Raw genomic sequence first — 26,427 nt, 5'->3', positions numbered from 1 at the left:
CCGCAGAGATTACGTTGCCGAGCCCCGTGAGCCCCACCCGGTGTGCCCGATCCGAGACGGCTGCTTCGCTGGACCGATGTGCTGCTCGAGCAGCGACCGGAACGACGTCACGTCCTCATCGGACGCGAAGGCCCTGTGCGGCACGGAAAACGAGGCCGCGCCCTCGTCCAGCGTCTCCAGGACGAAGCCCTGCCGCGTCTCGGTCCAGCCCGGCAGCTCCTCCCAGACGATCTCCTCGCGCACCGCGTTGCCCACGGCCAGCCGGAACGACCGGGCGTCGGCGCTGCCCATCACGGTCCGGCTGATCATCTCGTCGGACGAGAAGCGCCACCACACCGCGACCGGCTCCATCAGGCCGATGACCAGCGCGCACACCAGGCCGAAGAGCGCGACGACGAGCGTGTCCTCGAAGCCGAGGAGCAGCACGAGCGAGAACACCCCGAGCACGAGCGCGAACCACGGCGCCCACTTGAACATCGGCACCATCGCGCGCAGGCTGGCCCGCCAGTCGGCGGGTGACGGGGCCCATCGGAAATCAACGCAGTTGCTCATAACGCCTCGCATTGTGCTGCACGATGGCCCCATGCATCTGGGGGATGACGAAAAGGGATCCGTCGCGCGCCGGACCGTCCTGAAGGGCACGGCGGCCGCGATCGCCGGAGTCGCGCTGGCAGCGGGGCAGCAGCCGGTCGCGCACGCCGCCGCGGAGGATCCGGAACAGCGGCTGCTGCAGATCGTGCCCGGCGGCAACGGGATCATCTACACGCTCTACGCCGACGGCCGCATCAAGTGGTTCAAGCACCTGGGCCGCGACAACGGCACGTACAACTGGGCCAGCGGCGACGGCAGGGAGATCGGCAGCGGCTGGCAGATTCACACGAACGTGCTCGCGGACCAGCACGGCCAGCTCTTCGGCCTGTGCGGTGACGGCACGATGTGGTGGCACAAGTGGGTGCTCACGAACCCCGCCAACGGTGACGGCTACTGGGCGCCTGGCACCAACAACATCATCCACCGCGGCTTCGGCCAGTACTCGTACGTCTTCGGCGGCTGGGACGGTGTCTTCTACGCGGTGGACGCCCACGGCGACATGTACTGGTACCGCTACCTCGCCGGTGACGGGTCGAACGGCCCCGGCGCGTGGGCGAACAACGGCGTCGGCCAGAAGATCGCGAGCGAGAAGCGCGACTACGACATGTTCTTCGCCGACATGAACGGCATCATCTACGGCGTGCGGCACGGCGCTGTGCTGCACTGGTTCCGCTACCTCGCGGGCGACGGCTCCAACGGTCCGGGCGCGTGGGTGAACAACGGCGACGGCATCCACATCGGCACCGGCTTCGACTTCGGCTCGGGCGTCGAACGCTTCGCCGAGAACGGCGTCGTCTACGTCGTGTGGGTCAACCAGGACCACACCAAAACCGATCACGAACTCCGCTGGTACAAGCTCGCGAACCACCTCACGATCGACACGTCCGGCGTGTTCTGGCCCAACGGCTCGGGCGCGCTGGTCGGCACGGGCTTCAGCGTGGCCAGGACCGCGAACCTGCAGGGGTACACCAGCTGGTCCGTCGCGCCCGGTCAGAGGCTCGACGTGGCGGTCTCGACGACGTTCGACGCCTACATGGCGAGCGTGCTGCGGCTGGACGGGCCGATCGAGCACGGCGGTGCGACGCAGGTGAGGGCGCCGCAGGCCTACCGAGGGGAAAGGCACCTGCTCCGGTCCGGCTACCGGGCGAACGGGCCTGCCTGGCCGACGTCGTTCTCGTTCACCGTGCCCGACGACTGGCAGTCCGGTTTCCACGTCGTGAAGCTCGAGGGCCCGTACGGCATGAGGCAGTACATCCCGTTCGTGGTGAAGCCGAAACAGCCGCGAGAGAAGGTGGCGCTGCTCCTGCCGTACCTGACGCACAACGCCTACAACCACTGGGGCGGACACTTCCAGTACTCCTGGGAGCCGGCCTATGGACGCCGTCAGTTCTCCATCCGCCGCCCGTTCGCGAACGCCTACATCGAGGCCCCCGGGTTCATCGACGTCCGGTTCTACGGTGATCTGCTGCTGATGAAGTGGTTCGCGGACAACAACGTCGCCTACGACTGCTACCAGGACCTCGACCTGCACGACCCGTCGTGGCTCGCGCAGTACAAGGCGGTCGTGCTCGCCACACACCCCGAGTACTGGACGCCGGAGATGCGCACGGCGCTGGAGACGTACCTCGCGAACGGCGGCCGTGTCCTCTACACGGGTGGCAACGGCATGTACGAGCGCGTCGACTACGACGCCTCGGGTGGGTTCGTGCTGCACCGCAACGCGCAGGGTCACCGTTGGCTGTGGCGCGACCAGGGGCGGCCGGAGTCGCAGGTGCTCGGCGTCGCGTACGACAGCTACTCCTACATGGAGATGTACCCGTACGTCGTCGACGCCGACCACCCGTTCCTGGAGGGCACCGGGCTCCAGGTCGGCGACAGGTTCGGCGAGACCGGGTACAACTTCGCGGCCAGCGGCTGGGAGGTCGACACCAGGACCGGCGCGGGCCCGGAAGCGCCCGGCGTCGTCCAGTTCGCTCATGGAGAACAACCGCACGGCGCGCAGATGTGCGTGATGTCCAAACCGAACGGTGGATGGGTGTTCAGCGCGAGTTCCCTTTGTTTCAACGGTGCTCTCGCCCATGACCCGAAGATGTCGCGGATCCTGCTGAACGCGGTGAACGCCGCCCAGCTCTAGGAGCTGGAGCCGCTCCACGTCGACGGGTCAGGTTCGGATGCGTAGCGTCGTTCACGTGACCCAGAACCTGGCCCGCACGGCGGGCGAACTGCGCGCCGCCGGGCACCTGCCGCGCGGCGTCAAGACCGAGATCAGGGAGAACCTGCTCGCCGCCCTGCGCGAAGGACGCAACCCGTGGCCCGGCATTGTCGGTTTCGACCGCACGGTGCTTCCCCAGCTCGAACGCGCGCTGCTCGCAGGCCACGACGTCGTCCTGCTCGGCGAGCGCGGGCAGGGCAAGACGCGCCTGCTGCGCAGTCTGATCTCGCTGCTCGACGAGTGGACGCCCGTCATCGAGGGCTCCGAGCTGGGTGAACACCCGCTCGACCCGATCACCCCCGAGTCGAAGCGCCGGGCAGCCGAGCTCGGCGACGACCTGCCGGTGGTGTGGCGGCACCGCTCCGAGCGCTACGCCGAGAAGCTCGCGACGCCCGACACGTCTGTCGGTGACCTGGTCGGCGACGTCGACCCGGTGAAGGTCGCGCAAGGCCGTTCGCTCGGCGACCCGGAGACCATCCACTACGGCATGCTCCCGCGCGCCCACCGCGGCATCATCGCCATCAACGAGCTTCCTGACCTGGCCGAACGCATCCAGGTGTCGCTGCTCAACGTCATGGAGGAGCGCGACATCCAGGTCCGCGGCTACACGCTGCGGCTGCCGCTGGACGTGCTGCTCGTGGCCACCGCGAACCCCGAGGACTACACGAACCGCGGCCGCATCATCACGCCGCTCAAGGACCGCTTCGGTGCCGAGGTGCGCACGCACTACCCGCTGGAGATCGACGCCGAGGTCGACCTGGTCCGCCAGGAGGCCGACCTCGTCGCCGAGGTCGGCGACCACCTGCTGGAGATCATCGCCCGGTTCGTCCGGCACCTGCGGGAGTCGTCGTCGATCGACCAGCGCTCCGGCGTCTCGGCCCGGTTCGCCGTCGCGGCGGCGGAGACCGTCGCGGCGTCGGCACTGCGCCGGTCCGCGCTGATCGGCGAGACCCCGGCCATCGCCCGCCCGATCGACCTCGAGTCGGTGCCGGACGTGCTGCGCGGCAAGCTCGAGTTCGAGGCGGGGGAGGACGGCCGCGAGGACGAGGTCCTGGTCCACCTGCTGCGCCGCTCGATCGCCGACACCGCCCGCGCCCGCCTGGCCGGCCTGAACCTCCGCGCGCTCGCCGAGGTCGTCTCGGACGGCCACCCGGTCGCGACCGGCGACCGCGTGCACGCCGGTGACCTGCTGGCCGCGCTGCCGGAGCTCCCGATCCTGCACGAGGTCGCGGCACGCCTGGGCGCGGGCCCGAAGGACCCGGTCGGCCGCATCGCCTCGGCCGTGGAACTGGCCCTGGAGTCGCTCTACCTGACCCGCCACCTGTCGAAGGACAACTCCTCCGACGACGACCGATCGGTGTACGGATGAGATACCGCTACGGACGCTGGGGCGGCGGCGCCGATCCGCTGGCGCCCCCGGTGGACCTCCGCGCGGCCGTGGACGAGCTCGGCCGCGAGATCATGGAGGGCGCCTCGCCGTCGTCCGCCCTGCGCGAACTGCTGCGCCGCGGCGTCGACGGCACCCGCGGCCTCGACGACCTGACCTCACGCCTGTGGCAGCGCCGTGCGTCGATCCAGCGCCGGCACCGCCTCGACGGCACGTTGCAGGAGGTCCGCCAGCTGCTGGACCGGGCTCTGGACGCCGAGCGCCGGGCGTTGTTCCCGGACCCGTCCGACGACGCGCGCTTCCGCGAGGCCCAGCTCGACGCCCTGCCACCGGGCACCGCCGCCGCGGTGCAGGAGCTGTCGAACTACGACTGGCGGTCGCAGGAGGCGCGGGAGGCGTTCGAGCAGATCCGCAACCTGCTCGGCCGCGAACTGCTGGACCAGCGCTTCCAGGGCATGAAGGACGCGCTGTCCAACGTGGACTCTCGCGACGTCGAGCGCATCCAGCGCATGCTTCGCGACCTCAACTCGCTGCTGGAGGCGCACGCCTCCGGCTCCCCGGACACGCCGCGCCTGTTCGACGACTTCATGCGCAAGCACGGCGAGTTCTTCCCGGAGAAGCCCCGCAACGTCGACGAGCTCATCGACGCACTGGCCGCACGCTCGGCCGCCGCGCAACGCATGATGAACTCGATGACGGACGCCCAGCGCGCCGAACTGTCCGCGCTGTCACAGCAGGCTTTCGGTGGTATCGGCTCCTCTCTGTCCACTCTGGACTCCCTGTTGCAACGTCTGCGGCCGGGCGAGGACTGGACGTCGTCCGCCCGCTTCCGCGGCCAGGACCCGCTCGGCCTGGGCGAGGGCGCCCAGGCCATGGCGGACCTCGCCGAGCTCGACGCCCTGGCCGAGCAGCTCTCCCAGTCGTATCCGGGCGCCCGCCTGGAGGACATCGACCTGGAGGCGCTGGAACGCCAGCTGGGCGAGTCGGCCTCGGTCGACGCCCGCCGCCTCGCGGAGCTGGAGAAGGCCCTGCGTTCGCAGAACATCGTCGAACGCGCCCCGGACGGCTCCCTGAAGCTGACGCCGAAAGCGTTGCGGCGCCTCGGCGAAACGGCCCTGCGTGGCGTCGTCGACCAGCTGCGGTCGTCGCAGGGTGCCCGCGAGACGACCTCGGCCGGCGCCGCGGGCGAGCTGATCGGCTCGACCCGCCCGTGGCAGTTCGGCGACACCGAACCCTGGGACGTGCCACGAACCCTGCGCAACTCCGTGCTGCGCTCCGGCTCGATGTCCCTGGACGTCGTCGATCTCGAAGTGTCCGAGACCGAACACCGCACCCGTGCGGCTGTCGCGTTGTGTGTAGACACCTCCTGGTCGATGGTGCAGGACGGCCGTTGGGTGCCGATGAAACGCACGGCACTCGCCCTGCATCACCTCGTGCGCACCCGATTCCGGACGGATGCGCTGCAACTGGTGACCTTCGGGCGTTATGCCGAGGCCGTGGACATCGGTCAGCTGACGGCGCTGGAAGGCGTGTGGGAACAGGGCACGAACCTGCACCACGCGTTGCTGCTGGCGGGCCGTCACGTCCGGCGTCATCCCGACGCCCAGCCCGTCGTCCTGGTCGTGACCGACGGCGAACCCACCGCGCACCTCGAACCCGAGGGCGACGCGGAGTTCAACTACCCGCCGCTGCCCAGGACGCTCGCCAAGACCCTGAACGAGGTCGACGCGCTCGCCAGGCTCGGGGCGACGATCTCGGTGTTCAAGCTGGGCGACGACCCCCGCCTGGCCGCGTTCGTCGACATCGTGGCCCGGCGAGGCGGTGGGCGCGTGGTGTCGGCGGACGAGGAAGGGCTCGGGGCTGCGGTGGTGAGCGACTACCTGAAGTCGCGGCGTCGACGTCGGTGATGCGGGCGCCGTTGATGCGGGTGTCGTGGATGCGCGAGTCGTTGATGCGTAGGTACCTCCTCGCGGTGGTGTTGAGCGGCGTGCCGTCGACCGTGCACGCGCTGATGAAGCGTGACGATCTGCTGCGCGCCACACGGGCTGCCGGGTCGTTGGTCGGCGGTGGTGCTCGTGCCGGCGTTGTCGTGCACCTTGCCGTGTCAGGGTTTTGGACGTTCGTACTCACACGGCTGCCGGTGCGGGGTGTAGTCGGTGGGGCGGTGGCCGGGTTGCTGATCGCCGCCCTCGACCTGGAGGTCGTCGGGCGTCACAACGCTCGGATCCGGTCTCTGCCCAGGGTTCCGCAGTGGCTGGATCACGTGGCGTTCGGTGTGCTCGTGGCCGGATCGGGGCGGGTGGAGGGCGGTCAGGCGCGGGAAGTGGCGCTGTAGCGGCACTTCGCCGTTGAAGCAGGACTTCGGATGCCGTCCGGGTGCGGGTGCGTCAGGCGTCGTAGAGCGCGGCCAGCCGGGGCAGGCGGGTGGCCAGTTCGGCGCTGTCGTCGAAGTCGAAGTCCCAGTCCGGGTCGAGCGCGGGGTAGCTGATCCGGAAGGCGTCCTGAGGTAACTGCATGCCCGTCGCCTTGATGTGGGCGTTCCACGCGATCGACAGCGCGTCCTCGCACTCGAACTCCATGCCGGACTCCGCGGCCGCGACGACCGCGGGTAAGGCCGCCAGTGAGTCGGGGTCGGCGAGGGTGGCCGTGTAGGTCTCCTCGCCCTGGGTCACGAGCCAACCGCGGAAGTAGTCGAAGCCGTCGTCCGAGCAGCCGCCGTTGATCAGATAAGCGGCCGCCCACAACGGGTTCTGGTACGAGGCCGTCAGCAGCTCCCACAGGACCTGTTGGGCCGCCACGATCTCGGCAGGCGGACGCTCGGCGAGCAGCGTGGTGGCCGCGGCCGTCACGGAGTACCCGTCGGACGGGTCGACGACGCTCGCTCGGGCGTCGGAGATGAGCTTCCAGAAGGTGTTCGGGTCCACAACTCGAAGCTTGGCAGAGGGGTCTGACAATTTTTGGCGGGAGGCGGGAGGCGGGAGGCGGGAGGCGGGAGGCGGGAGGCGGGAGGCGGGAGGCGGGAGGCGGGAGGCGGGAGGCGGACGGCGCGAGGCGAGGGGCGGGAGTGGCACACGACGGAGCGCGACGGCACCGAGTGGCCGGACTGCGGAAGCGGGACCGGCGGCTGACTTACGAGCCTGGACGTTCTAGGTTGTAGGCATGATCAGGACTCTGTTTCGCTCGCTCGAGGCCGTGCACGGAATGATCTACTTCTCTCCCGAGGCGGAGCAGCGGTACGCGAGTGCCGGGCTCGACCGGGCCGGCGGCTACTTCGCGTCGCGGGCCGCGGCGCTGGGGGCGGTCGGGGCCGAGGTCGTGATCGCGACGTTCTACAACTTCAACCCCGCGATCGTGCGGGCGCGCATCCCGCAGGCGTGGGAGAAGGTGTCGCCCGAGCGCATGCTGGAGCTGCGCTGGGAGGCGGCGGACGAGGCGCTCGCGAAGGTGTTGCCGGACGACCTCAAGGAGATCAACGAACTGGCGCGGCGTGCGGCCGAGCGGTCCAAGGACATGTTGCACGGACGTCCGTTGTTCGCCGCGCACGCTGCGTTGCCGTGGCCGGACGAGCCTCGGCTGCAGCTGTTCCACGCGCAGACGTTGTTGCGTGAGTTCCGGGGTGACGGGCACCTTGCTGCTCTCTTGCGGCACAACGTGACTGGTATCGAGGCGTTGGTGCTGCACGTCGCGACGGGTGACTATCCGGCTGATGTGCTGCGCAAGACGCGTGCGTGGTCCGAGGAGCAGTGGGCGGCGACGGTCCAGGACCTGCAGGCGCGTGGGCTTGTGGGCGAGGACCAGCTGCTCACGGAGAAGGGGCGCGAGCTGCGGCAGGGCATCGAGGACGACACGGACCACATGGCCGCGCCGGCCTACGACGTCCTGTCCGACCAGGAGAAGCAGCGGTTCGTCGAGCTGGCCGCGCCGTTGAGCAAGGCCGTGGTCGACGCAGGGATGAGCCCCGGCCGCCGCTAGCGAAGAGCGAAGAGCGAAGAGCGGAGTCCGGTCTGCGGCAGGCGGGCCGGACTCCGGCATGAGAGCTAGTCCACGCCGTCCCGTTCGGTCGACGCGAGCGCCTTTTCGGTGGCCTCGTCCTTGCCCGCCCGGTGCTTGCCGGGATGGGTCAGCGAGAAGTGTGCCTCGTCGCGCATCCGCTCCACCATGTGCGGGTAGTGCAGCTCGAACGCCGGACGCTCCGAACGGATCCGCGGCAGTTCCTTGAAGTTGTGCCGCGGCGGGGGTGAGGTCGTGGCCCACTCCAGCGAGTTGCCGTAGCCCCACGGGTCGTCGTCCGGAGCCGGGTCGCCGTAGCGGTAGGAGCGGAACACGTTCCACACGAACGGGAGCACGGACGCGCCGAGCAGGAACGCGCCGATGGTCGACAACGTGTTGAGGAACGTGAAGCCGTCCGAGGGAAGGTAGTCGGCGTAACGGCGTGGCATGCCCTCGTTCCCCAGCCAGTGCTGCACGAGGAACGTGCCGTGGAATCCGAAGAACGTCGTCCAGAAGTGCAGCTTGCCCAACGGTTCGTCGAGCATCCGCCCGGTCATCTTCGGGAACCAGAAGTAGATGCCCGCGTAGGTGGCGAACACGATCGTGCCGAACAGCACGTAGTGGAAGTGCGCCACCACGAAGTACGTGTCGGACACGTGGAAGTCGACCGCGGGCGAGGCCAGCAAGATGCCGGTGAGGCCACCGAAGAGGAACGTCACGAGGAAGCCGATCGAGAACAGCATCGGCGTCTCGAACGTCAGCTGCCCCTTCCACATCGTGCCGATCCAGTTGAAGAACTTGATGCCCGTCGGCACCGCGATGAGGAACGTCATCAGCGCGAAGAACGGCAGCAGCACCGCACCCGTCGCGTACATGTGGTGCGCCCACACGGCCACGGACAGCATGGCGATCGCGAGAGTGGCGAACACCAAACCCTTGTAACCGAACAACGGTTTGCGGCTGAACACTGGGAAGATCTCCGTCACGATCCCGAAGAACGGCAACGCGACGATGTACACCTCGGGATGGCCGAAGAACCAGAACAGGTGTTGCCACAGGATCACGCCGCCGTTGGCCGGGTCGAACACGTGCGCCCCGAGGTGCCGGTCCGCCGCCAGGCCCATCAAAGCGGCCGTGAGGATCGGGAACGCCAGGAGGATCAGCACGGCCGTCACGAGGATGTTCCAGGTGAACACCGGCATCCGGAACATCGTCATGCCCGGCGCCCGCAGGCACACGACGGTGGTGATCATGTTGACCGCGCCGAGGATCGTGCCCAGACCGGAGATCGCCAGGCCCATGATCCACAGGTCCGCGCCGACGCCCGGCGAGTGCACGGCCGACGACAGCGGGGTGTAGGCGAACCAGCCGAAGTCCGCCGCGCCGCCCGGCGTCACGAACCCCGAGACGGTGATGATGGCGCCGAACAGGTACAGCCAGTACGAGAAGGCGTTCAGGCGCGGGAACGCGACGTCCGGCGAGCCGATCTGCAGCGGCAGGATGTAGTTCGCGAAACCGAAGAGGATCGGCGTCGCGTACAGCAGCAGCATGATCGTGCCGTGCATGGTGAACAGCTGGTTGTACTGCTCGTTCGACAGGAACTGCAGGCCCGGCCGCGCCAGCTCGCCGCGCATCAGCAGCGCCATCACGCCGCCGATCAGGAAGAACACGAACGACGTGGTCAGGTACATGATCCCGATCTGCTTGGGATCCGTCGTCTTGAACAGCTGCAGGAAGAACGAGCCCTTCGGCCGTGCGCGCGCCGCCCCCGGATGGGGGACTACGGGCGTTGGCTTGATCGTGGTCATCGCGCCTCCTCCGTGCCAGAGGTGAATCGTCCTCCCGGTCAGACCGAGGGGCAATCCACGACGAGCACCGCACTGGTCACCGGAGCCACCGGAGCGCCTACGGAGATGCCGCTGACCTGCACGTAGTAGGCGCCGGGGGCCAATTCACCGAATCTGATCGACATCCTCTCGGAGATCGCCGGACTGCGCGATTCGACCTGTTTGCCGTTCTCGTCGACCACCGCCACCTTCAACGCCCGCGCCGGGGTGTCCTTCAGCTCGACGGTGACCTCCAGCGTCTCCCCGGTCAGCGCCAGGTCCGGCACGGTCACCTGGGGCTCGGTCGTGACGACGTTGCGCGGGACGATGGGTTTCGCGGTCAGGAACGACTCCACGGCGTCCAGCACGGCGGCGTTGTCCTGCAACGACGTGTGCTGCTCCGTCACGCGGTGCAGCGTGTTCGAGTCCAACGCCAGGCCACGGCGCGCGGCCCCGAGCATCGGCACGGTCGCATCGCCATACAGGTCGTCGCCCTCATATGTCCGATAACAGGTGACCTTGCCGTCCGCGACACGTGCTGTGGTGGCCGTGGGCTGCTTACCGCCGAGGATCGCGTACGTCTTGTCGGCGAACGAGTCGGTCAACGCGCCGTGGAACGCCATCGCGTCCGAGACCATCTTCGTGTCGAGCTCGGGCAACGACACCTCAGTGGTCTTGAGCAGACCGCCGGGAGACTCGATGCACGCGTACTCGGGCAGCAGCTGGTGCAGCGACGGCATCGACCGCGCGAACTCCGTCAGGTCGACCGCCAACGGCCCGAGCCCCTTGCGCACGCCGTTGACCAGCTGGTCCAACGCCGCGGCGGCGCCGCGGTACGGCGTGCCCATCGTGATCAGCTTCGCTGTCCGCTCGGCCATCCCGCACTGCTCGATGCACCACCGAGCGACCAGCCCGCCCATCGAATGGCACACGAAGCTGACTTTGGCGTCCGGTCCGATGCGGTCGAGCATCTCGTCCACCCGCCGCGCCAGCAACGCGCCGTTGTAGCGGTTCGACAGCCGCCAGTCATAGGCGAAAAGCAGCAGGTTGCCCTTCTCGACGGTGTAGCCGAGCGAGTTCATCCTGCGCGTCACCCGGTCGTAGCCCTTCAGCGGCGTCCAGATGCCCGGGAGGACGTGCAGGTCCGCCATCAGCCCGACGGGCTCGACTCCGTCGCCGGGGTGCTCGTCGCCGATGCCGGCCGGGAGCTTCAACCTGTGCAGGCTGCGGCCGAGCGTCAGCACCGCGCGCAACGCGGCCTTGCCGGACACCTCCCACACCATGCCGTCGGAGTTGCGCAACGTGCTGCCGAGAATGCCGGGCAGGACGACGACCAGGTCGCTCATCTAGGACTCCTCGGCGAGCTTGCGGATGAGGGAGAGCAGCGCGAGGTTCGCGGGCACCAAATAGGTCAGCTCGTGGATCCACGCCAGCCGTTGACCGGCCGCGGGCAACGCCAGACGCTGGTCGCCGGCCCGAGCGCGCGCGACCACCTTGTACAGCGCCGCCAACGCGTGCGGCTCCAACGCCGTGACGGCCTGCGTCAGCGCTTGAGGTGACGCACCGGCGGCAAGTCCGCGCAGGATCTCGGTCACGCGCGCAGGGTCGTCGACGGCGTCCAGCACGAGGTCGAGCACGTCGGCGTCCTCGTCGGCCAGCAGCAGCAACGCGTGCACGGGCCGGTTGTCGCGGACGTTCTTCAGCACTTCCTTGTCCAGCAACTCCTCCCGGCGCGTGGCGAGCAGTTCACGACGACGTGCGGGCGTCGCGTCCACGAACTCGTCCGCGAGACTCGCGAGCAGCCACGGCCGATAGGCGAGCACGACGCCTTGCTGCTGCGCGGTCGCCCGGCGCGCCTGGATGACCTGCGCCTCGATCAGGCTTGTGCCGTACAACGCCTCCGTGACAGCGACATCCGCGTCCGTGGACAACAACTCGGGGTGTGCGAGCAGGATCGTGCGTTCCTCGGCATAGGAGCGTGCGAACACCCATGAGCGTGCGGTCCGCAACAACGCACGGTCGACCGAGAGCCAATCCGGCGTGGTGTCCCACGGCCACGGACCCGAGTCGTGGTGGCGGCGCGCGATGTCGTGCACGTCGTGGATCGCCTGACGCGACTGGCCGACGTGCGTGAGCGCCTGGCACAGCCACTTCGCCGCCGCCGGGTCGCCGGCCCTCGTGGCCGCCGCCCGCAGCATCAGCAGCGTCGCGAGGTGGGGGCCGTTGAACCGCGCCGTCACCCGTTCCCAGGTCTCGTCGACGATCTCGGGCTGCTCGAGCCCCGCGCAGACCGTGTCGAGCGTGAACAAGGCCGCCGCCAGCGTCGACAGGCGGTCCGTGTTCTCCGGCAGCAGGCACACCTCGACGGTCCGCAGGCCGGTGGCGAGCGCCTCGCGGGGCTTGTCGGCGTCGCGCTGGCGGCGCATCAGGTTGTGCAGCGCCTGACCGTGCACCGGCAGCCCGTCGGCGAGGTCAGCGGCCTGCCGGGCGGTGTTCAACGCCGCGTCCGTGCGCGTGACCATGCTGTACGCGACGCTCAGGCTCAGCGCCGCGTCGGCGAGCTGGGGCCGGAACGCGGCGTGCCGGCCGAGCGTGCCGCTGATCTCCGCGGCCTGCCGGGTCATGCTGTCGGCGTCGGAGAGCCGGCCCAGCGCCAGGTAGTCGCGGCTCAGCTCCACCAGCGCGCTGACCAGGTCCGCGAGGAACACCGGGTTCGTCTGCGCCAGCGAGTAGTAGAGCTCGACCGCGAGCTTCGACCGTTGCATGGCCTCATAGCGCAGACCAGAGTCGCTGCACCGTGCGGCGAGACAGATGATCGCGCGCGCAAGCGGTGCATCGGTGTCCACGGCCGCAACGGCGTCACGCGCCGTGGACAGCGCGTCCTGCCTACGTCCCAACATCGCGTAGACCTCGCTCAGATCCACCAACGCCCCACTGAGGTGCGCCGCGTACGTCGGGTTGTCACCGCCGTGCGTCGTCGTCTTCGCGATGCGTTGTGCAAGCCGTTTGTGCGTAAGGCTTTCCGCCGTCGTCGGAGTCGACGCCACCAGCTCGCGGTACCGCACAGCGGCCTCTTCGGCGGGTGCCACGGCCTGCTGGAGACGTCCGGCCTCGCGGAACCGCCGGCCGAGCTTGTTCAGCACGAAAGCCAGGTCCGCCAGGTACATCCGCAGTGCCGGCACGAGAGCGCGGAAGTGCTCCGCGGCCTCTTCGAGCGGTGCGATGGCCTCGTCGCCTCGACCCCAGTGCATCAGTTCGCTGGCTGCCGTCGTGGCCGCGAGTGCGATGTCCGGCAACAACATCCGGTTCATCACCGCGAGTGCGCGCAACCCGTCCAGCGCCCGCGTACCCGCGTGCCCGCAGTGCCGCCACGCGTACTTCCACAGGTAGCCCGGCACGTCCGGCGGCACACCGGCCTCCATCCGCTGCCGGTACAGCTCGATCAGCGCGCACGCCACCTTCTCGGCGTCCGGCGCGAACACCTCGTCCCGGCTCGGTGCGAACGGCGGCCGCAGGTGGTCCGCGAACGTCTGGTGCGTCAGCTTGAAGACCGCCGTGCCCTCCTCACCGTCCTGCACGACGTGACGGCCCAGTTCGGTGAGCACGGCCGTGATGTCGTCACGGGTGAACTCCTCGCCGGTCAACGCCTGCGCCACGGCCATCCACTCGGCCTCGGGGAACCCCGCGCCGTAGCTCCACGTCAACGCCGTCAGCAGCGCACGGGCAGAAGGCACCTTCTCCAGCTCACGGTCGAACGCCGCGTCCAGCGACAGCTTGAGGTCCGCACCGCCGTCGGCCAGCACCTGGTCCGTGACCATCCACGCGGTCAGGAACGGCAGCTTCGCCAGCTCGTCCACGGTGGACTGCTTCGCCGTGGGGCCCAGGCGCGCCATCACGTACTCGCGGACGTCGGTCTCGCTGCCGGTGTCGTCGAGGTTCAGCACCTCGACCGGCGACAGCTCGGTCAGCAGGGGAGCGCCACCCGCGACCCGGTGCGCCTGGCGGGTCGAGACGATCACGACCGCGTGGCTCGCGAGCTTGGTCAGCAGCGACGTGGCGATCGAGAACGACTCACCGCGCGCCTCGTCCAGACCGTCGACGACCAGCACCGGAGGCTCCGCCAGCGCGCTGACCACACCGACCAGCTCGGCCGCACCCCGCCGTGGACCGTCGGGTTCGGGGATCAGGCCCGCGCTGACGAGCTGGCGGCTCAGCAGGTCGGCCACGCGGGCCGCGTCCATCGCGCGGGCGTGCACGGCCGCGTCGACCGAGCAGGGACCGGGGTCCGCGTGGCGGAACGGCGGCCCGGCGGTCAGCAGCAGGTCGCGCTCGGCCGGGTTGGACAGGCTGACGACTCGGCCGACGACCGCGGACTTGCCGGTGCCCGGCGACCCGGTGACCACCCGCAGGCCGGCGACCCCGGACCTCACCCAGCTCACGACCTTGTCGACCTGGGCGGTGCGGCCGGTGAACCACGACCTGTTGTCCGTGGAGTCGCCACCGCGAGCCGCGAGCAAAAGGTGCTTCACGACCGTGTTCGCGGCGTAGAGGGGGTTCGGCAGCATCGGCTGAGCGGACCCGTACTGCATGAAGCGCGGCCGTTGGACGTCGCTGTCCCACGCGTTCAGCAACGCCGTACCGACCGCACCGCCGTCGACCAACGCGATGCGGTCACTCCACCGCCGTGCATCCTCATCGGCCGTGGGACCCGCACGCAGCAGCTTGCGCAGCTTCCCGCCGAACAGGCCGTCACGGGCTGTTTCGACGCTCGAACACGACACCAGCACACCCGCCCAGTGCACTTGGCCCGCCAGCAGCTCCTCCTGGGTGGCGGCGACCGTGCGGACGGCCTCGTCGAGCTGGGCGCCCGAGTAGCAGGCGTCGACGATGATGAGCACCTGGTGCGCACCCGACGCCGCACACCACAGCGCGAACTCGTGCAGCATGATGCCGTCGACCGCGCCGTCGTTGTCCCTGGCCAGGAGCCTGAGGTTGCCCGCGACGGGGATCGCGTGCCCGCTCCACAACGCCACCAGCGCGCCGCCGTCCTGCGGTTTCTGGCGCAGGGCCTTCATGTGCGCCCGGATGTCGGCCTCGGCCGGGTCGGCCAGGGGTTCGCCGTCGTAGCCCTTGAGCAGCGCGCGCAGCTCCCGCACGTCGCTCACGGCGTGCTGCAGCGGCTGCACCAGCTCGTAGGAGCCGACGCCGATGCCGACGAACCTGCCTCTGACCCTCTCCTGCATGCGTCACTACCCCCTGTCCAGACGTCGCCTGTGGTGAAGGGGCGTTACGGCGCTTAACTCACATGGCGTAGCCGGGATGTGGGCCGGGGCGCACGCGCAGGGGTGCGGTGCGGTGTCCAGGCCGCCGGGGCAGCGCGCCGCGACCGGTGGCGCGTTGGAGCCGGCGTGTGTCGCGTGGCCGCCACTCAGGGCGTCATGACCGGTCGTTCGGCTCCGTCGAGTCCGGCGACTCCTTCGGCAGCTCCAGGTTCGTGTTCTTCTCCAGGAACCTCAGCAGCTCCACCGGGAACGGCAGCACCAGCGTCGAGTTCTTCTCCGCCGCCACCTCCACGATGGTCTGCAGCAGCCGCAACTGGAGCGCGCCGGGCGTGGACTCCATGGTCCCGGCGGCCTCGGAAAGCTTCTTGGACGCCTGCAGCTCGCCGTCCGCGGTGATGATTCGGGCGCGGCGTTCGCGTTCGGCCTCGGCCTGGCGCGACATCGAGCGCTTCATGCTCTCCGGCAACGCCACGTCCTTGATCTCCACGCGGTCTATGTCGATGCCCCACTCCAGCGCGGGGGTGTCGATCATCAGCTCCAGGCCCTGGTTGAGGCGCTCGCGGTTGGACAGCAGGTCGTCCAGCTCGCTCTTGCCGATGATCGACCGCAGCGACGTCTGCGCCACCTGCAACATCGCGAACCGGTAGTCCTCGACGTTGATGACGGCCTTCGCCGGGTCCTGCACCTTGAAGTACACGACGGCGTCGACGCGCACGGTGACGTTGTCGCGCGTGATGCCGTCCTGCGCGGGCACGGGCAGGGTGACGATCTGCAGGTTCACCTTCCGGAGTTGGTCGACCCCGGGAACCAGCATCGTCAGCCCTGGCCCGCGCACGCCCTGCCGCAGCTTGCCGAACCGGAACACCAGGCCCTGTTCGTACTGCTTGATCACTTTGGCGCTCATCGCGAGACCGAGGCCTCCGAGCGCGACCAGCCCGCCGAGGATTTCGAAGAAGACCATGAGACCCCGCCTTTCAGCGGCGAATGCCCTTGATCTCCAACGGTACGCCTGGGGTCTGACAATTCTCAGCAGCTCAGGACCGGGCTAGCCCAGTCGGCGTGGTCGTGGGCGTTGCCGTCACCTCCGTCCGTCACCCGGAACGTCAGCACCGTTGCTCCAGACGTGTCCACGGAGATGGGGACGGCTGCGCTCTGTCCCGTCAGCACTGGGCTTTGGTAGACCGATCGGCTGTCTTTCAGGATCTCGAACCGGACGCTGCCGCCACCGTTCGTCTCGTCGTCGACACCGATGGTGGCGGTCAGCGTGCCGCACCTGCCGCCGGTGTAGACCTGGAACTCCGAGTCGGCGTGCACGCCGACCCCATGATCGAACCGGGCGCCCCGGATGCTCATCGGGTTGCCGTCGCCCGCCTGGGCCTCGCCGTTGCTGCGGTCGCGTTCGACCGGGCCCCAGCCGTTGCGTTCGTCGAGGAACTCCAGCGCGGAGACCGGGGCTTCACCCTGCGGAGGACGCGGGGTGGCGGTGAAGTCCCGGGTCAGGCTGGACGTCGCCTTGCCCGTGCTGATCTCCGCGAAGACCGGGCGGGTGCCGGTGTCCCCGCCCTCGCGCTTGATCGTCACCTTCGCGCTGCCGCCGGAGAGGTCGACCGTGCCCGGCGTGGCGGACCAGTGCTCGGGCGCGGTCAGCCTGGCCGTGGTCGTGCCGGGGCAGGGCTTCGTCACCACCAGTTCGGCCTCGACCTGCTCGCCCGGTTCGAGGACGGTGTCGGTGGCACGCAGTTCGGCGGTGGGCGCGCAGTCCACCCGGTTGCCGAGCTTGCCCGTGGACGCCTCCACGGCCGTGAGCGGGCGCAGCAGCACGGAGTACGCATACTCGTTGCCCGCCTCCACCTGGTACTGCGGCAACGGCTCGTGGAACGTCTCGCTGACGCCTGTCACACGATGCGCCGCGTGCAGGGTCGTCCAGCCGTCGTTCTTCTTCAGAGCGAACGGGTACGCGGCGCGGTCTAGGTCGTCGTACTGCGAGACCCGCACGTCGAGATCGCCCGCGACGAGCAGGCCCGCACGGCCGTTGGACAGTGTCGCCCAGCGCGTGTCCGCGTGGTTGCCGTAGTCCTACGGCTTGTAGTAGTCGTTGAACTCCCGATCCACAGTGGACTGGTAGACACCGATGGGGTTGCCGGACTTGCGGTCGTCGTAGTTCTCGCCCGGACCGCGGCCGTACCAGGTGAACTTCTGGTAGTCCGCCGGAACCTCGAGGGTGAAACCGATGCCGGGCAGGTAGCTCAGGTCGCGCATGCGGTCCCGCGCGGCGACCCGGTGGCCCACGTTGATCTCACCGTCACCGGTGACGCGGTAGGTGAAGGTCTGGCCGAACGACGCGTCCCGCACCCCCTGGGCCGCGGACTTCGCGGTGATGACCGTGTCAGCGGCGTTCTGGGTGACCGTGACGCTCGACGGCGTGGTCTTGAGGCGGTCGAGGCCGTTGCGGTACCAGGAACCGTCCTCGCTCATGAACTCGTTGGACAGCGGTGCGCGCCACGCGTCGAGCTCCGGGCCGGTCTTGAGCAGTTCGGCGCCCCGCACGCGCATCGAGGTGAGCGTGCCGGACGTCTTGCTGACGACGTAACGGAAATCCTTGCCGGACACCACGATCTCGTCGCCGGTCTCGGTGGTCGTGAGCTTGCCCAGGGCGGACGGCGTGTGCAGGCCGGCGATCTGCGTGCCGCCCAGCGGGAACTGGGCGACGCCGACGTCGTTGCCCTGCCGGTCGACCGCGCGGACGGTCAGGTGACGGTCGGTCTCGGCGCTGAAGTCCGGCAACGTGGTCGTGCCCGGCCGCAGCCTGCCGCGGTGCTGGGCGATGGTGCGGCCGTTGTCCTGGACCTGCCAGCGCAGTTCGAGGTCGTCGGTGCCGGTGAACTGGCGTTCGCTGACGGTCGTGAGCCTGTTGTCCGCGAACGAGAACCGGATGGGGGAGTGGACCGCCATCAGTTCGGTGGTCTCCGGCTGCGGCCTGCGATCCGCCCACACCACGCCGTCGACACCACCGGTGCCGGCGCCGTAGGACTGCTTGCGTCCCTTGTCCTCCAGCTTCTCGAAGTCGAGGGCCAGCACGGCGGTCTTCTCGGGATCGGCGGCGAGTTCGGCCTCGGTCAGCGCGCGGTGGTAGATCCGGACCTGGTCGATCGCGCCGTGGGCCATGCGGGTGCCCACGTTCTCCTGCATTGTCTCGGCGTTGCGGCCGATGTTGACCGGCCAGTGCGACCAGTCGACCGTGCCGGTGTGGTCCGTCGTCGCGACCTCGCGGCCGTCGATCAGCAACCGCAGCCTCGTGCCGTCGAACGTGCCGGTGACGCGGTGCCAGTTGCCCTGGAAGTCCGCCGGGACCGTCGCACGGACCGTGCGCCAGGTACCGCTGTGGACGAAGAACTCCAGCGTCGTCGCGTTGGACATCTTCAGCGCGTACTGGTGGTCGCCCTTGGAGATGACGGTGAAGTCGCCGGTCCAGGTGTCGGGCTTGACCCAGGCGTCCAGGGTGAGGCCATCGGTGACCTCGTCGAGCTTGCGGTCGCGGTAGACCTCCACGAAGTCGTCGAGCCCGCTGAGCCGCAACGCTTTGCCGTGCGGTCCGTCCACCTGGGACGGTTTGCCGGACAGGTACGAGAGGATGCCGTTGGCGTCGTCAGGTGTGGTGTGGAGCGGTAGGGCGATGTTCTGCTCGGCCCAGTCCCAGATGAAGCCGCCCTGCACCTGCGGATAGGCGCGCACGACGTCCCAGAACTCCTTGAAGTTGCCGAGGCTGTTGCCCATGGCGTGCGCGTACTCGCCCATGATGATCGGCTTGGTGGTGGTCTTCGCCTTGGCTTCGAGGCTCGCGGGCGACGGGTAGCGCGGACCGGCCACGTCCGCGAACGGCGCGTCGCCGTCCGGCACGTTCGGCTGGTGGTAGAGCGGGCGTGTGTCGTTCTTCCGCGCGTACTCGGCCATCGTGTAGTGCGCCTTGCCCAGGCCTGCCTCGTTGCCCGTGTCCCACATGACGACGCTCGGGTGGTTCTTGTCGCGCTGCATCATCGCGACGAACCTGTCCTGGAACGCGTCCTGCCACTCAGGGCGTTCGGCGAGGCAGTTGGCCGGGCAGCCGTCGTGGTGGTGGGTCTCGATGTCGACCTCGTCGGCGATCATCAGGCCGTTGCGGTCCGCGAGCTCGTAGAAGTACGGGTCGCTCGGGTAGTGCGAGGTGCGGACGGCGTTGATGTTGAACCGCTTCATCAGCTCGACGTCTTGTTGCTGGTCGGCGCGGGTGACGTGGCGGCCGCCGCGGACGCTCGTCTCCGCCCGGTTCGTGCCGCGGAAGACGACGCGCTTGCCGTTGATCTTCAGTTGCCGGTCGGCGATCTCGATCTCGCGGAACCCGACGGGCTGCCTGCCGGTCTGGACGACGCGACCGTCCCTGATCAGCTCGATCCTGAGCTCGTGGACGTTCGGCGTCTCGTCCGTCCACTTGAGCGGGTTCGCGACCCTGCCGTCCTGGACGGCGACCTCACGGCCTCGCGGGTCGAAGAGCCTGGTCCGGACGGTGTGGCCCGCGGCAGGGCCGCCGATCTTTACGTCGGCGGTGATCGTGGCGTCGCGGTACTGGGCGTCCAGATCGGTCTTGATCGTCACGTCGGCGAGGTAGGTCCTCGGCGTCGAGTAGAGCCAGACCTCGCGGAAGATGCCGGAGAACCGCCACTGGTCGTAGTCCTCCAGGTGCGAGCCGGAGCCCCAGCGGTGGACCTGGACCTTCAGGGTGTTGCGGCCGGGCTTGAGCTTCGAGGTGATGTCGAACTCCGCCGGCGTGTAGCCACCCTGGTCGTAGCCGACGTACGCGCCGTTGACCCAGACGAAGTATCCGCTGGTCACGCCCTCGAAGCGGACCAGCGTGCGGTCCCAGTCCGCGGGCAGGTCGAACGTCTTCTCGTAGACGCCGGTGGGGTTGACATCGTGCGGGATCCTGGGCGGGTCGTCCGGGTACATCTCGGTGGGGATGTTGCGGAACATCGGGTGGTCGAGGAAGTCGGTCTGCCACGTGTGGGGCACCTCGACCGTGCGCCATCCGTCCGGGGTGTCGCGGACGTCCTGCGGCTTGTCGAACATCCTGAGGCGCCACTCGCCGTCGAGGCTCAGGCGGCGTTCGGGTTTCAGGTCCGGGTGCGGGGGTTCCTGGTGCTCGCCGGTGAGTCTGGGGTTCTCCAGGTACGCCAAGACGTCCAGGGGTTCGGCGTGTGCGGTTGCCGGGGAGAGTGAGAGCGCTACCACCGTGGCTACGACGACACGAAGCATGCCTTCGGAAGCTAGGGGCGCCGGCGTGACGCCGTCAACGGATGTCCTGCCTTTCTGTCCGAACGTGGCCGTCCCGACAGCCGGAAATCACGCTCCACCTGCCGGCACGCGTTAGTGTCGGATACATGCAGACCTGGTCATCGATTCCTGTGCCGCGGGTTCCGGGGGACCCCCGCCCGCTGCGGCTGTTCGACACGGCTACGGGCGAGGTGCGCCCCACGGCTCCAGGAGACACCGCCAGGTTGTACGTCTGCGGGATCACGCCGTACGACGCGACTCACCTCGGCCACGCCGCGACCTACCTCGCGTTCGACCTCGTGCACCGCGTGTGGCTCGACAACGGCCACAACGTGCACTACGTCCAGAACGTCACCGACGTCGACGACCCGCTGCTGGAGCGGGCTCTTCGCGACAAGGACGACTGGGTGGTGCTCGCCATGCGCGAGACGGCCCTGTTCCGCGAGGACATGGCGGCCCTGCGGGTCCTGCCGCCGCAGGACTTCGTCGGCATCGTCGAGGCGATCCCGGAGATCGTCGAGGTCGTCGCGAAGCTCGTCGCCGACGGCCACGCCTACCGTGCGGACGACTCCGAATACCCCGACATCTACTACTCGCACGACGCCACGGGCCGTTTCGGCTACGAGTCGAACTACTCCTCCGAGGAGATGCTCCGGCTGTTCGCCGAACGCGGCGGCGACCCGGACCGAGCGGGCAAGCGCCACCCGTTGGACGCGCTGCTGTGGCGCATGAAGCGTCCCGGTGAGCCGTCGTGGCCGTCCGAACTGGGCGACGGCCGCCCCGGCTGGCACATCGAGTGCAGTGCCATCGCCCACAACCGCCTCGGCATGGGCTTCGACGTCCAGGGCGGCGGCTCCGACCTGATCTTCCCGCACCACGAGTACTCCGCGGCGCACGCCGAGGCCCAGACCGGCCAGCACCCGTTCGCACGCCACTACGTGCACGCGGGCATGATCGGCCTCGACGGCGAGAAGATGTCGAAGTCGCGCGGCAACCTGGTCTTCGTCTCGAAGCTGCGCGCCGAGAAGGTCGACCCGAACGCCGTCCGCCTGGCGCTGCTCGCGGGCCACTACCGCGCCGACCGCCCGTGGACGCAGGCGCTGCTCGACGAGGCGCTGGTCCGCCTCGACAAGTGGCGCCGGGCCGCCTCGCTCGACACGGGACCGTCCGCTGTGGACACCGTGACGAGGCTGCGCGACCACCTGGGCAACGACCTCGACACGCCGAAGGCGTTGGCCGCCATCGACGCGTGGGCCGACGAGGCGTTGGCGCACGGCGGGTCGGACAGGCACGGGCCGTCGCAGATCCGTACGGCGGTGGACGCGCTTCTGGGCGTGGAGCTCTAAATCTGCCCGCTGGTGGCGGCTCTCGGTTCAAAGCCGCCGCCGGCGAGGCCGCAGGTGTGAAAGCCACTCGCGGAGTGGTTCGAGGCGTGAATGGAAACCGCCCCCGGGGCGGAAGCGCCGGGGGCGGTCTCGTTCATCGGGAAGACGCTCAGACGTCGAGCGTCCAGTTGTTCAACGTGCCGGTGTCGAGGGACGCGGCGTCACGGACCCGCAGCGTCCACGTGCCGTTGGCGGCCTCACCAGAGAGGTTCTTGGTGTAGGTCTCGTTGATGTTGTCGGCCGAGCCGCCGGACCGGTTGTGCAGGTTGACGACCGTGCCGTCGGGAGCGACCAGGTCGACCACGAGGTCGCCCTTGTAGGTGTGCGTGATCGAGACCTTGATCGACGCCGTGGCCGACGCGTTGCCCGCGCAGCCGGAGACGACGATCGTGCTGGTCACAGTGGTGTTGTCGGGGATGCGGACCGGGGTCGAGTTGGTCTTGGCGTCACAGCTGCCGCCGACCGCGCTGACCACCCACGAGAACGTGGCCGTGCCGGTCTTGCCCGCCGAGTCGGTCACCGTCGCGGTCACCGTGTAGGTGCCCGCCGTGGTCGGGGTGCCGGAGATCGCGCCGGAGGCGTTCGCCGACAGACCGGCCGGGAGACCGGAGACGGACCACGTGTACGGCGCGGTGCCGCCCGAGGCCGACAGCTGCAGCGACGCCGGGGTGCCGACGGTGGAGTTCTGCGTGCCGGGGTTCGTCACGGACGGGTCGCCCGGCTGGCCGCCACCGAAGAGCGTGTACAGCAGCTTGTTCGGCGTGTTGGCGCCGACGTTGGTGATCTTGTTGGGCGTGGAGGCGGCGTTGATGCCGTTCCACACGGCGGCGGGGGAGTCGGTGGGGTGCGTGGCGAGCCACAGGGCTGCCGCGCCCGCGACGTGCGGGGCGGCCATCGACGTGCCGGAGATGTTGTTCGTCGCCGTGTCGTTGGTGTGCCACGCCGACACGATGTTGGAGCCCGGAGCGTAGATGTCCGTGCAGGAACCGTAGTTCGAGAACGACGAACGCGCGTCGGTGTTCGTCGAGGAGTTGACCGTGATGGCCTCGGTGACGCGTGCAGGCGAGGTGCTGCAGGCGTCGGTGTTCGAGTTGCCGGAGGCGATCGCGTAGGTCACGCCGGACGCGATGGAACGGCGCACGGCCGCGTCCAAGGTGGCGTCCGCGCCGCCGCCGAGCGACATGTTGGCGACAGCGGGCTTGACCGCGTTCGCCGTCACCCAGTCGATGCCGCCGACGACACCGGCGGTGGTGCCGGAACCGCCACAGGTCAGCACCTTGACGGCGACGACCTTGGCGGCCTTCGCGAGGCCGTACTGCGAGCCCGCGATGGTGCCGGCGACGTGCGTGCCGTGACCGTTGCAGTCGCTGTTGTTGCCGTCACCGGAGGTGTTGGTGCCCCACGTCGCACGGCCACCGAACGTGGAGTGCGTCGTGCGCACACCGGTGTCGATGACGTACGCCGTCACGTTGGACGCCGTGGTGTCGTACTGGTAGCTGTTGCTCAGCGGCAGGTCGCGCTGGTCGACGCGGTCCTGGCCCCAGGACGGGGGGTTCTGCTGGACGTCGAGCGCGTGCACCTCGGCGTCCTGCTGGACGTACGCGACCTTCGGGTCCGCGGCGAGCCTGGCGGCCTGCTGGGCCGTCATCTTCACCGAGAAGCCGTTGAGCGCGTGCTGCCAGACCTGACCGACCTGGCCGCCGTACTTGCTCGCCAAGCCCGGTGCGGCGGCCCTCGACGCCGTGTCGGCCTTCAGCGAGACGATGTAGCTGTCCTTCACGACATCGGCGCGGTCGGCGCCGAGAATCGTCCCCACGTTTTCTTGAGCAGATGCGGCCGGAACCACAGCGGCTGCCAGACACATGGCGGCAGCGGCTGTGAGTCCCGCACTCAAGACTCTTCGCATGGCAGGGTTCTCCCTCGTGCAGGGAACAGGGTGCCAGCACGCTAGCGCGAAACCGCAGGTCAGAGGGATACGCCGTCGAGTGCGAACTGTTGACAGATTTGACATTTCGTGTCAAGACGAATGGTCGCTCTGCGTCACGGAAATAGGCCGGGAGAACGCATTTGGTTTCCCTATATCAACCCGAACGCCGCGAGGTCCACCCCTCGAACGGCCCTACTGTCCGGTAGGCACGCCGAAGTAGCGTCCCCCAGACGGAGGAACGAACTGATCGGGCAGTTCGCCGCCTGGGGACGCCATTCATCCGGTGTCGTACGTGCTGTGTTGCAGCACAGCTGATCTCCTCATCGCGGTTGCCCGGTCCGGCGTTACACCGGCCCTGCAGAACCGAAGGAACAAGGAGAATTGCCTATGAAGCGCATGGCTGTCGCAGCTGTGGCCGTGTTGGCTGGTGCTCTCGCGACGACGGTCTCCCCTGCCGCCGTCGCCGCCGGGGGACCGTCCGCCGACCTGCTCGCCGCGATGCAGCGCGATCTCGGACTCGACGCCCGGCAGGCGGCGGAGAGGCTGCGCCAGGAGAGCGCGGCCGCGGTCCTGCAGCGGGTCGTGGAAGGCTTCGCCGGCGAGAGCTTCGGTGGCGCGTGGTTCGACGCGTCGACCGGCAAGCTCGTCGTGGGCGTGACCGACGCGGCCAAGACGGACCGGCTCCGCAAGCTCGGCGCGGAGCCCCGCACGGTCGCGCACAGGGCGAGTGACCTCAACGCGGCCAAGGCGAAGCTCGACGCGTCGCAGGCCCCGTCCGAGGTCACCGGCTGGTACGTCGACACGAAGGCGAACGCGGTCACCATCACCGTGAAGCGCGGCCAGACCCAGGCGGCGCGGTCGCTGGTGGAGAAGGCGGGCACCCTCGCGAAGGTCGTCGAGACCGACGAGGCGCCGCGGCTGTTCAAGGACACCCGCGGTGGCGACGCCTACTACATCAACAACGCCGGACGCTGCTCCGTCGGCTTCTCGGTCGGGGGCGGCTTCGTCACCGCCGGGCACTGCGGTTCGCCCGGTGACGCGGTGACCGGTGTGGACAGGACGGCGATGGGCGAGTTCGCGCAGTCGTCCTTCCCCGGCAACGACTACGCGTTCGTCAGGACCAACTCGTCCTGGACGTCCACGGCCAAGGTGAACCACTACGGCGGTGCCGACGTCGTCGTGTCCGGTCACACCGAGTCCGCGGTCGGCGCCTCGATCTGCCGTTCCGGCTCGACCACGGGCTGGCACTGCGGCGAGGTCCAGGCGAAGAACCAGACCGTGAACTACCAGGAGGGCTCGGTCAGTGGCCTCACGCGCACGAACGTGTGTGCGGAGCCCGGTGACTCGGGTGGCTCGTGGGTCAGCGGCACGCAGGCGCAGGGCGTCACCTCGGGTGGCTCCGGCAACTGCACCAGCGGCGGCACGACCTACTACCAGCCGGTCAACGAGATCCTCGACGCTTACGGCCTGACTCTCACCACGGGCTGACGCAGTTGATCGTCGGGGGCGGCACCTCAGTGGTGCCGCCCCCGTTGGCATGCTCGGACCGTGCTCGACGACGGGACGATGGACATCGACATCCTGATCAGGCCGCTGGACGAGGACGTCCAGAGCCGGATCGGGGACGCTGCGGCGTGGCCGGGGTACGCCGGGAAACTGCGGGACGTGCTGGACATCTGCATCCAGGCCTGCGGTGGCGGCTCGTTGCGGATCTCCGGGCTGGCGCAGAGCGGGCCCCTGCCCAAGGACCAGACGTGGCTGCGCGAGGGGGTGAGCGTCCCGGCCGGCCGCGCGGCCGAGGTGTTCGTGGAGATGATGGGCCGGTCGGACGGTGCGACGTTCAGCCTGGTGGGCGGTGACGTGCTGCGCACCGAGGTGACCGGCGCGGGGTTCGACCTGTTCCTCGCCGATGCCGGGTGGTACGCGGTCGTGCCCCGCCCGGACGGCGTGCTCCGGAAGTGGGAGGACCCGGCGCGGGCCGGGTGACGCGCCTACCGGTCCTGGCGTTCTTCCAGCCACTTCTCGCGGTGCACGCGCCAGCGGTCCAGCATCGTGCCGAGCTCGCTGTGCGCGAACCGGAAGAACTCGCGCGTCTCGTCCAGCCGCGACCCGGCCTCGGAACCGGCCCCGAGCGCCGCGACGCCCTCGCCGAGCACCTCGTCGATCATCACCAGCATCTGGTCCTTGCGGAACGTCGCCTCGTACCAGACGTTGTCGCGCATCCGGTAGACGTCGCGGCGTGATCCGGGCTCGCGTTCACGGCTGACGATCTGCACGGTGGTCAGGTAGCGCACCGCCCCCGACACGGCCGCCGGGGAGATCTGCAGGAGGTCGGCGATCTCGGCCGCGGTGAGCCGTCCGGAGTCCGTCGTCAGCAGGGCCGCGAGGATGCGAGCCGGCATGCGCGGTACGCCGGTGTCGGCCAGGATTCCGCCGAACCGTTCGACGAACTGGCTCACCGCCTGCGTGTCACGCTCCGTAGCACTCGTCACGGCGGCATCATCCCTTTCGTCAGCCGATCGG

Annotated in this window: 16 protein-coding genes and 1 pseudogene; 8 read left to right on the top strand and 9 right to left on the bottom strand. The window is 69.1% G+C overall.

Annotation, left to right across the window (positions count from 1 at the left end; all coding sequences use genetic code 11):
• Positions 1-9 precede the first annotated feature (9 nt).
• Positions 10-486, bottom strand: a complete 477-nt coding sequence (locus IEY88_RS22175; RefSeq protein ID WP_189156733.1) for a YcxB family protein — start codon at positions 484-486, stop codon at positions 10-12.
• 97 nt (positions 487-583) lie between these two features.
• Here IEY88_RS22175 and IEY88_RS22170 point away from each other — a divergent pair, with 97 nt between their 5' ends.
• The 4 genes from IEY88_RS22170 to IEY88_RS22155 are packed head-to-tail and all read left to right on the top strand — an operon-like array spanning position 584 to position 6,525.
• Positions 584-2,725 carry a N,N-dimethylformamidase beta subunit family domain-containing protein gene (locus tag IEY88_RS22170; protein WP_189156732.1) on the top strand — a complete coding sequence of 714 codons (2,142 nt, stop codon included), beginning with the start codon at positions 584-586 and terminating at the stop codon, positions 2,723-2,725.
• Between the two features lie 37 nt (positions 2,726-2,762).
• Complete coding sequence (locus tag IEY88_RS22165) at positions 2,763-4,172, top strand: sigma 54-interacting transcriptional regulator (protein WP_189156731.1); 1,410 nt, start codon at positions 2,763-2,765, stop codon at positions 4,170-4,172.
• Positions 4,169-6,097 carry a vWA domain-containing protein gene (locus IEY88_RS22160; RefSeq protein WP_189156730.1) on the top strand — a complete coding sequence of 643 codons (1,929 nt, stop codon included), beginning with the start codon at positions 4,169-4,171 and terminating at the stop codon, positions 6,095-6,097. Before IEY88_RS22165 ends, IEY88_RS22160 begins: the two co-directional genes overlap by 4 nt.
• 29 nt (positions 6,098-6,126) lie before the next feature.
• Positions 6,127-6,525 (top strand): hypothetical protein, encoded by a 399-nt coding sequence (locus IEY88_RS22155; RefSeq protein ID WP_189156729.1) that lies wholly within the window; start codon positions 6,127-6,129, stop codon positions 6,523-6,525.
• Positions 6,526-6,577: 52 nt separating this feature from the next.
• Here the strand turns inward: IEY88_RS22155 and IEY88_RS22150 are convergent, their stop codons facing one another.
• Positions 6,578-7,114: a DUF4240 domain-containing protein gene (locus IEY88_RS22150; RefSeq protein ID WP_189156728.1), complete on the bottom strand. Its 537-nt coding sequence runs from the start codon at positions 7,112-7,114 to the stop codon at positions 6,578-6,580.
• 235 nt (positions 7,115-7,349) lie between these two features.
• Here IEY88_RS22150 and IEY88_RS22145 point away from each other — a divergent pair, with 235 nt between their 5' ends.
• Entirely contained in the window at positions 7,350-8,162 is an 813-nt protein-coding gene (locus IEY88_RS22145) for an SCO6745 family protein (protein WP_189156727.1), read from the top strand.
• 65 nt (positions 8,163-8,227) lie between these two features.
• Here the strand turns inward: IEY88_RS22145 and ctaD are convergent, their stop codons facing one another.
• The 5 genes and pseudogenes from ctaD to IEY88_RS22120 form a co-directional block, all read right to left on the bottom strand.
• Positions 8,228-9,988: an aa3-type cytochrome oxidase subunit I gene (ctaD, locus tag IEY88_RS22140; protein WP_189156726.1), complete on the bottom strand. Its 1,761-nt coding sequence runs from the start codon at positions 9,986-9,988 to the stop codon at positions 8,228-8,230.
• Positions 9,989-10,026: 38 nt separating this feature from the next.
• The gene (locus IEY88_RS22135) at positions 10,027-11,352 is read right to left on the bottom strand and encodes an esterase/lipase family protein (protein WP_189156725.1); all 1,326 of its coding nucleotides are present in this window, start codon (positions 11,350-11,352) and stop codon (positions 10,027-10,029) included.
• Positions 11,353-15,249, bottom strand: coding sequence for an AAA family ATPase (locus IEY88_RS22130; protein ID WP_189156724.1), 3,897 nt, complete (start codon positions 15,247-15,249; stop codon positions 11,353-11,355).
• A gap of 193 nt (positions 15,250-15,442) precedes the next feature.
• The gene (locus tag IEY88_RS22125; RefSeq protein WP_189156723.1) at positions 15,443-16,249 is read right to left on the bottom strand and encodes a slipin family protein; all 807 of its coding nucleotides are present in this window, start codon (positions 16,247-16,249) and stop codon (positions 15,443-15,445) included.
• A 65-nt stretch (positions 16,250-16,314) separates the two neighbouring features.
• Positions 16,315-20,574, bottom strand: a pseudogene (locus IEY88_RS22120) (glycoside hydrolase family 2 TIM barrel-domain containing protein).
• Between the two features lie 125 nt (positions 20,575-20,699).
• Here IEY88_RS22120 and mshC point away from each other — a divergent pair.
• On the top strand, positions 20,700-21,938 hold the full coding sequence (gene mshC / locus IEY88_RS22115; protein WP_189156722.1) for a cysteine--1-D-myo-inosityl 2-amino-2-deoxy-alpha-D-glucopyranoside ligase: 1,239 nt from the start codon (positions 20,700-20,702) through the stop codon (positions 21,936-21,938).
• A gap of 148 nt (positions 21,939-22,086) precedes the next feature.
• Here the strand turns inward: mshC and IEY88_RS22110 are convergent, their stop codons facing one another.
• Positions 22,087-23,793, bottom strand: coding sequence for a S8 family peptidase (locus IEY88_RS22110; protein WP_308426007.1), 1,707 nt, complete (start codon positions 23,791-23,793; stop codon positions 22,087-22,089).
• Positions 23,794-24,291: 498 nt separating this feature from the next.
• Between IEY88_RS22110 and IEY88_RS22105 the strand changes: the two genes are divergently transcribed.
• The gene (locus IEY88_RS22105) at positions 24,292-25,392 is read left to right on the top strand and encodes a S1 family peptidase (protein ID WP_189156720.1); all 1,101 of its coding nucleotides are present in this window, start codon (positions 24,292-24,294) and stop codon (positions 25,390-25,392) included.
• 60 nt (positions 25,393-25,452) lie between these two features.
• Positions 25,453-25,890 carry a hypothetical protein gene (locus IEY88_RS22100; RefSeq protein ID WP_189156719.1) on the top strand — a complete coding sequence of 146 codons (438 nt, stop codon included), beginning with the start codon at positions 25,453-25,455 and terminating at the stop codon, positions 25,888-25,890.
• 5 nt (positions 25,891-25,895) lie between these two features.
• Here IEY88_RS22100 and IEY88_RS22095 read toward each other — a convergent pair whose 3' ends face one another.
• Positions 25,896-26,396 (bottom strand): GbsR/MarR family transcriptional regulator, encoded by a 501-nt coding sequence (locus IEY88_RS22095; RefSeq protein ID WP_229693637.1) that lies wholly within the window; start codon positions 26,394-26,396, stop codon positions 25,896-25,898.
• Between the last annotated feature and the right edge of the window lie 31 nt (positions 26,397-26,427).

The organism is Lentzea pudingi (assembly GCF_014646255.1).
Taxonomy (GTDB): domain Bacteria; phylum Actinomycetota; class Actinomycetes; order Mycobacteriales; family Pseudonocardiaceae; genus Lentzea; species Lentzea pudingi.
The sequence above is the reverse complement of the archived record's forward strand: the minus strand, read 5'-3'. Positions and strand labels throughout refer to the sequence as shown.

Bases quoted from the DNA above. Each gene is read 5' to 3' on its own strand.
- IEY88_RS22175 (WP_189156733.1), bottom strand. From the start codon at position 486: ATGGTGCCGATGTTCAAGTGGGCGCCGTGGTTCGCGCTCGTGCTCGGG.
- IEY88_RS22170 (WP_189156732.1), top strand. From the start codon at position 584: ATGCATCTGGGGGATGACGAAAAGGGATCCGTCGCGCGCCGGACCGTC.
- IEY88_RS22165 (WP_189156731.1), top strand. From the start codon at position 2,763: ATGCGTAGCGTCGTTCACGTGACCCAGAACCTGGCCCGCACGGCGGGC.
- IEY88_RS22160 (WP_189156730.1), top strand. From the start codon at position 4,169: ATGAGATACCGCTACGGACGCTGGGGCGGCGGCGCCGATCCGCTGGCG.
- IEY88_RS22155 (WP_189156729.1), top strand. From the start codon at position 6,127: ATGCGCGAGTCGTTGATGCGTAGGTACCTCCTCGCGGTGGTGTTGAGC.
- IEY88_RS22145 (WP_189156727.1), top strand. From the start codon at position 7,350: ATGATCAGGACTCTGTTTCGCTCGCTCGAGGCCGTGCACGGAATGATC.
- ctaD (WP_189156726.1), bottom strand. From the start codon at position 9,988: ATGACCACGATCAAGCCAACGCCCGTAGTCCCCCATCCGGGGGCGGCG.
- IEY88_RS22135 (WP_189156725.1), bottom strand. From the start codon at position 11,352: ATGAGCGACCTGGTCGTCGTCCTGCCCGGCATTCTCGGCAGCACGTTG.
- IEY88_RS22130 (WP_189156724.1), bottom strand. From the start codon at position 15,249: ATGCAGGAGAGGGTCAGAGGCAGGTTCGTCGGCATCGGCGTCGGCTCC.
- IEY88_RS22125 (WP_189156723.1), bottom strand. From the start codon at position 16,249: ATGGTCTTCTTCGAAATCCTCGGCGGGCTGGTCGCGCTCGGAGGCCTC.
- mshC (WP_189156722.1), top strand. From the start codon at position 20,700: ATGCAGACCTGGTCATCGATTCCTGTGCCGCGGGTTCCGGGGGACCCC.
- IEY88_RS22105 (WP_189156720.1), top strand. From the start codon at position 24,292: ATGAAGCGCATGGCTGTCGCAGCTGTGGCCGTGTTGGCTGGTGCTCTC.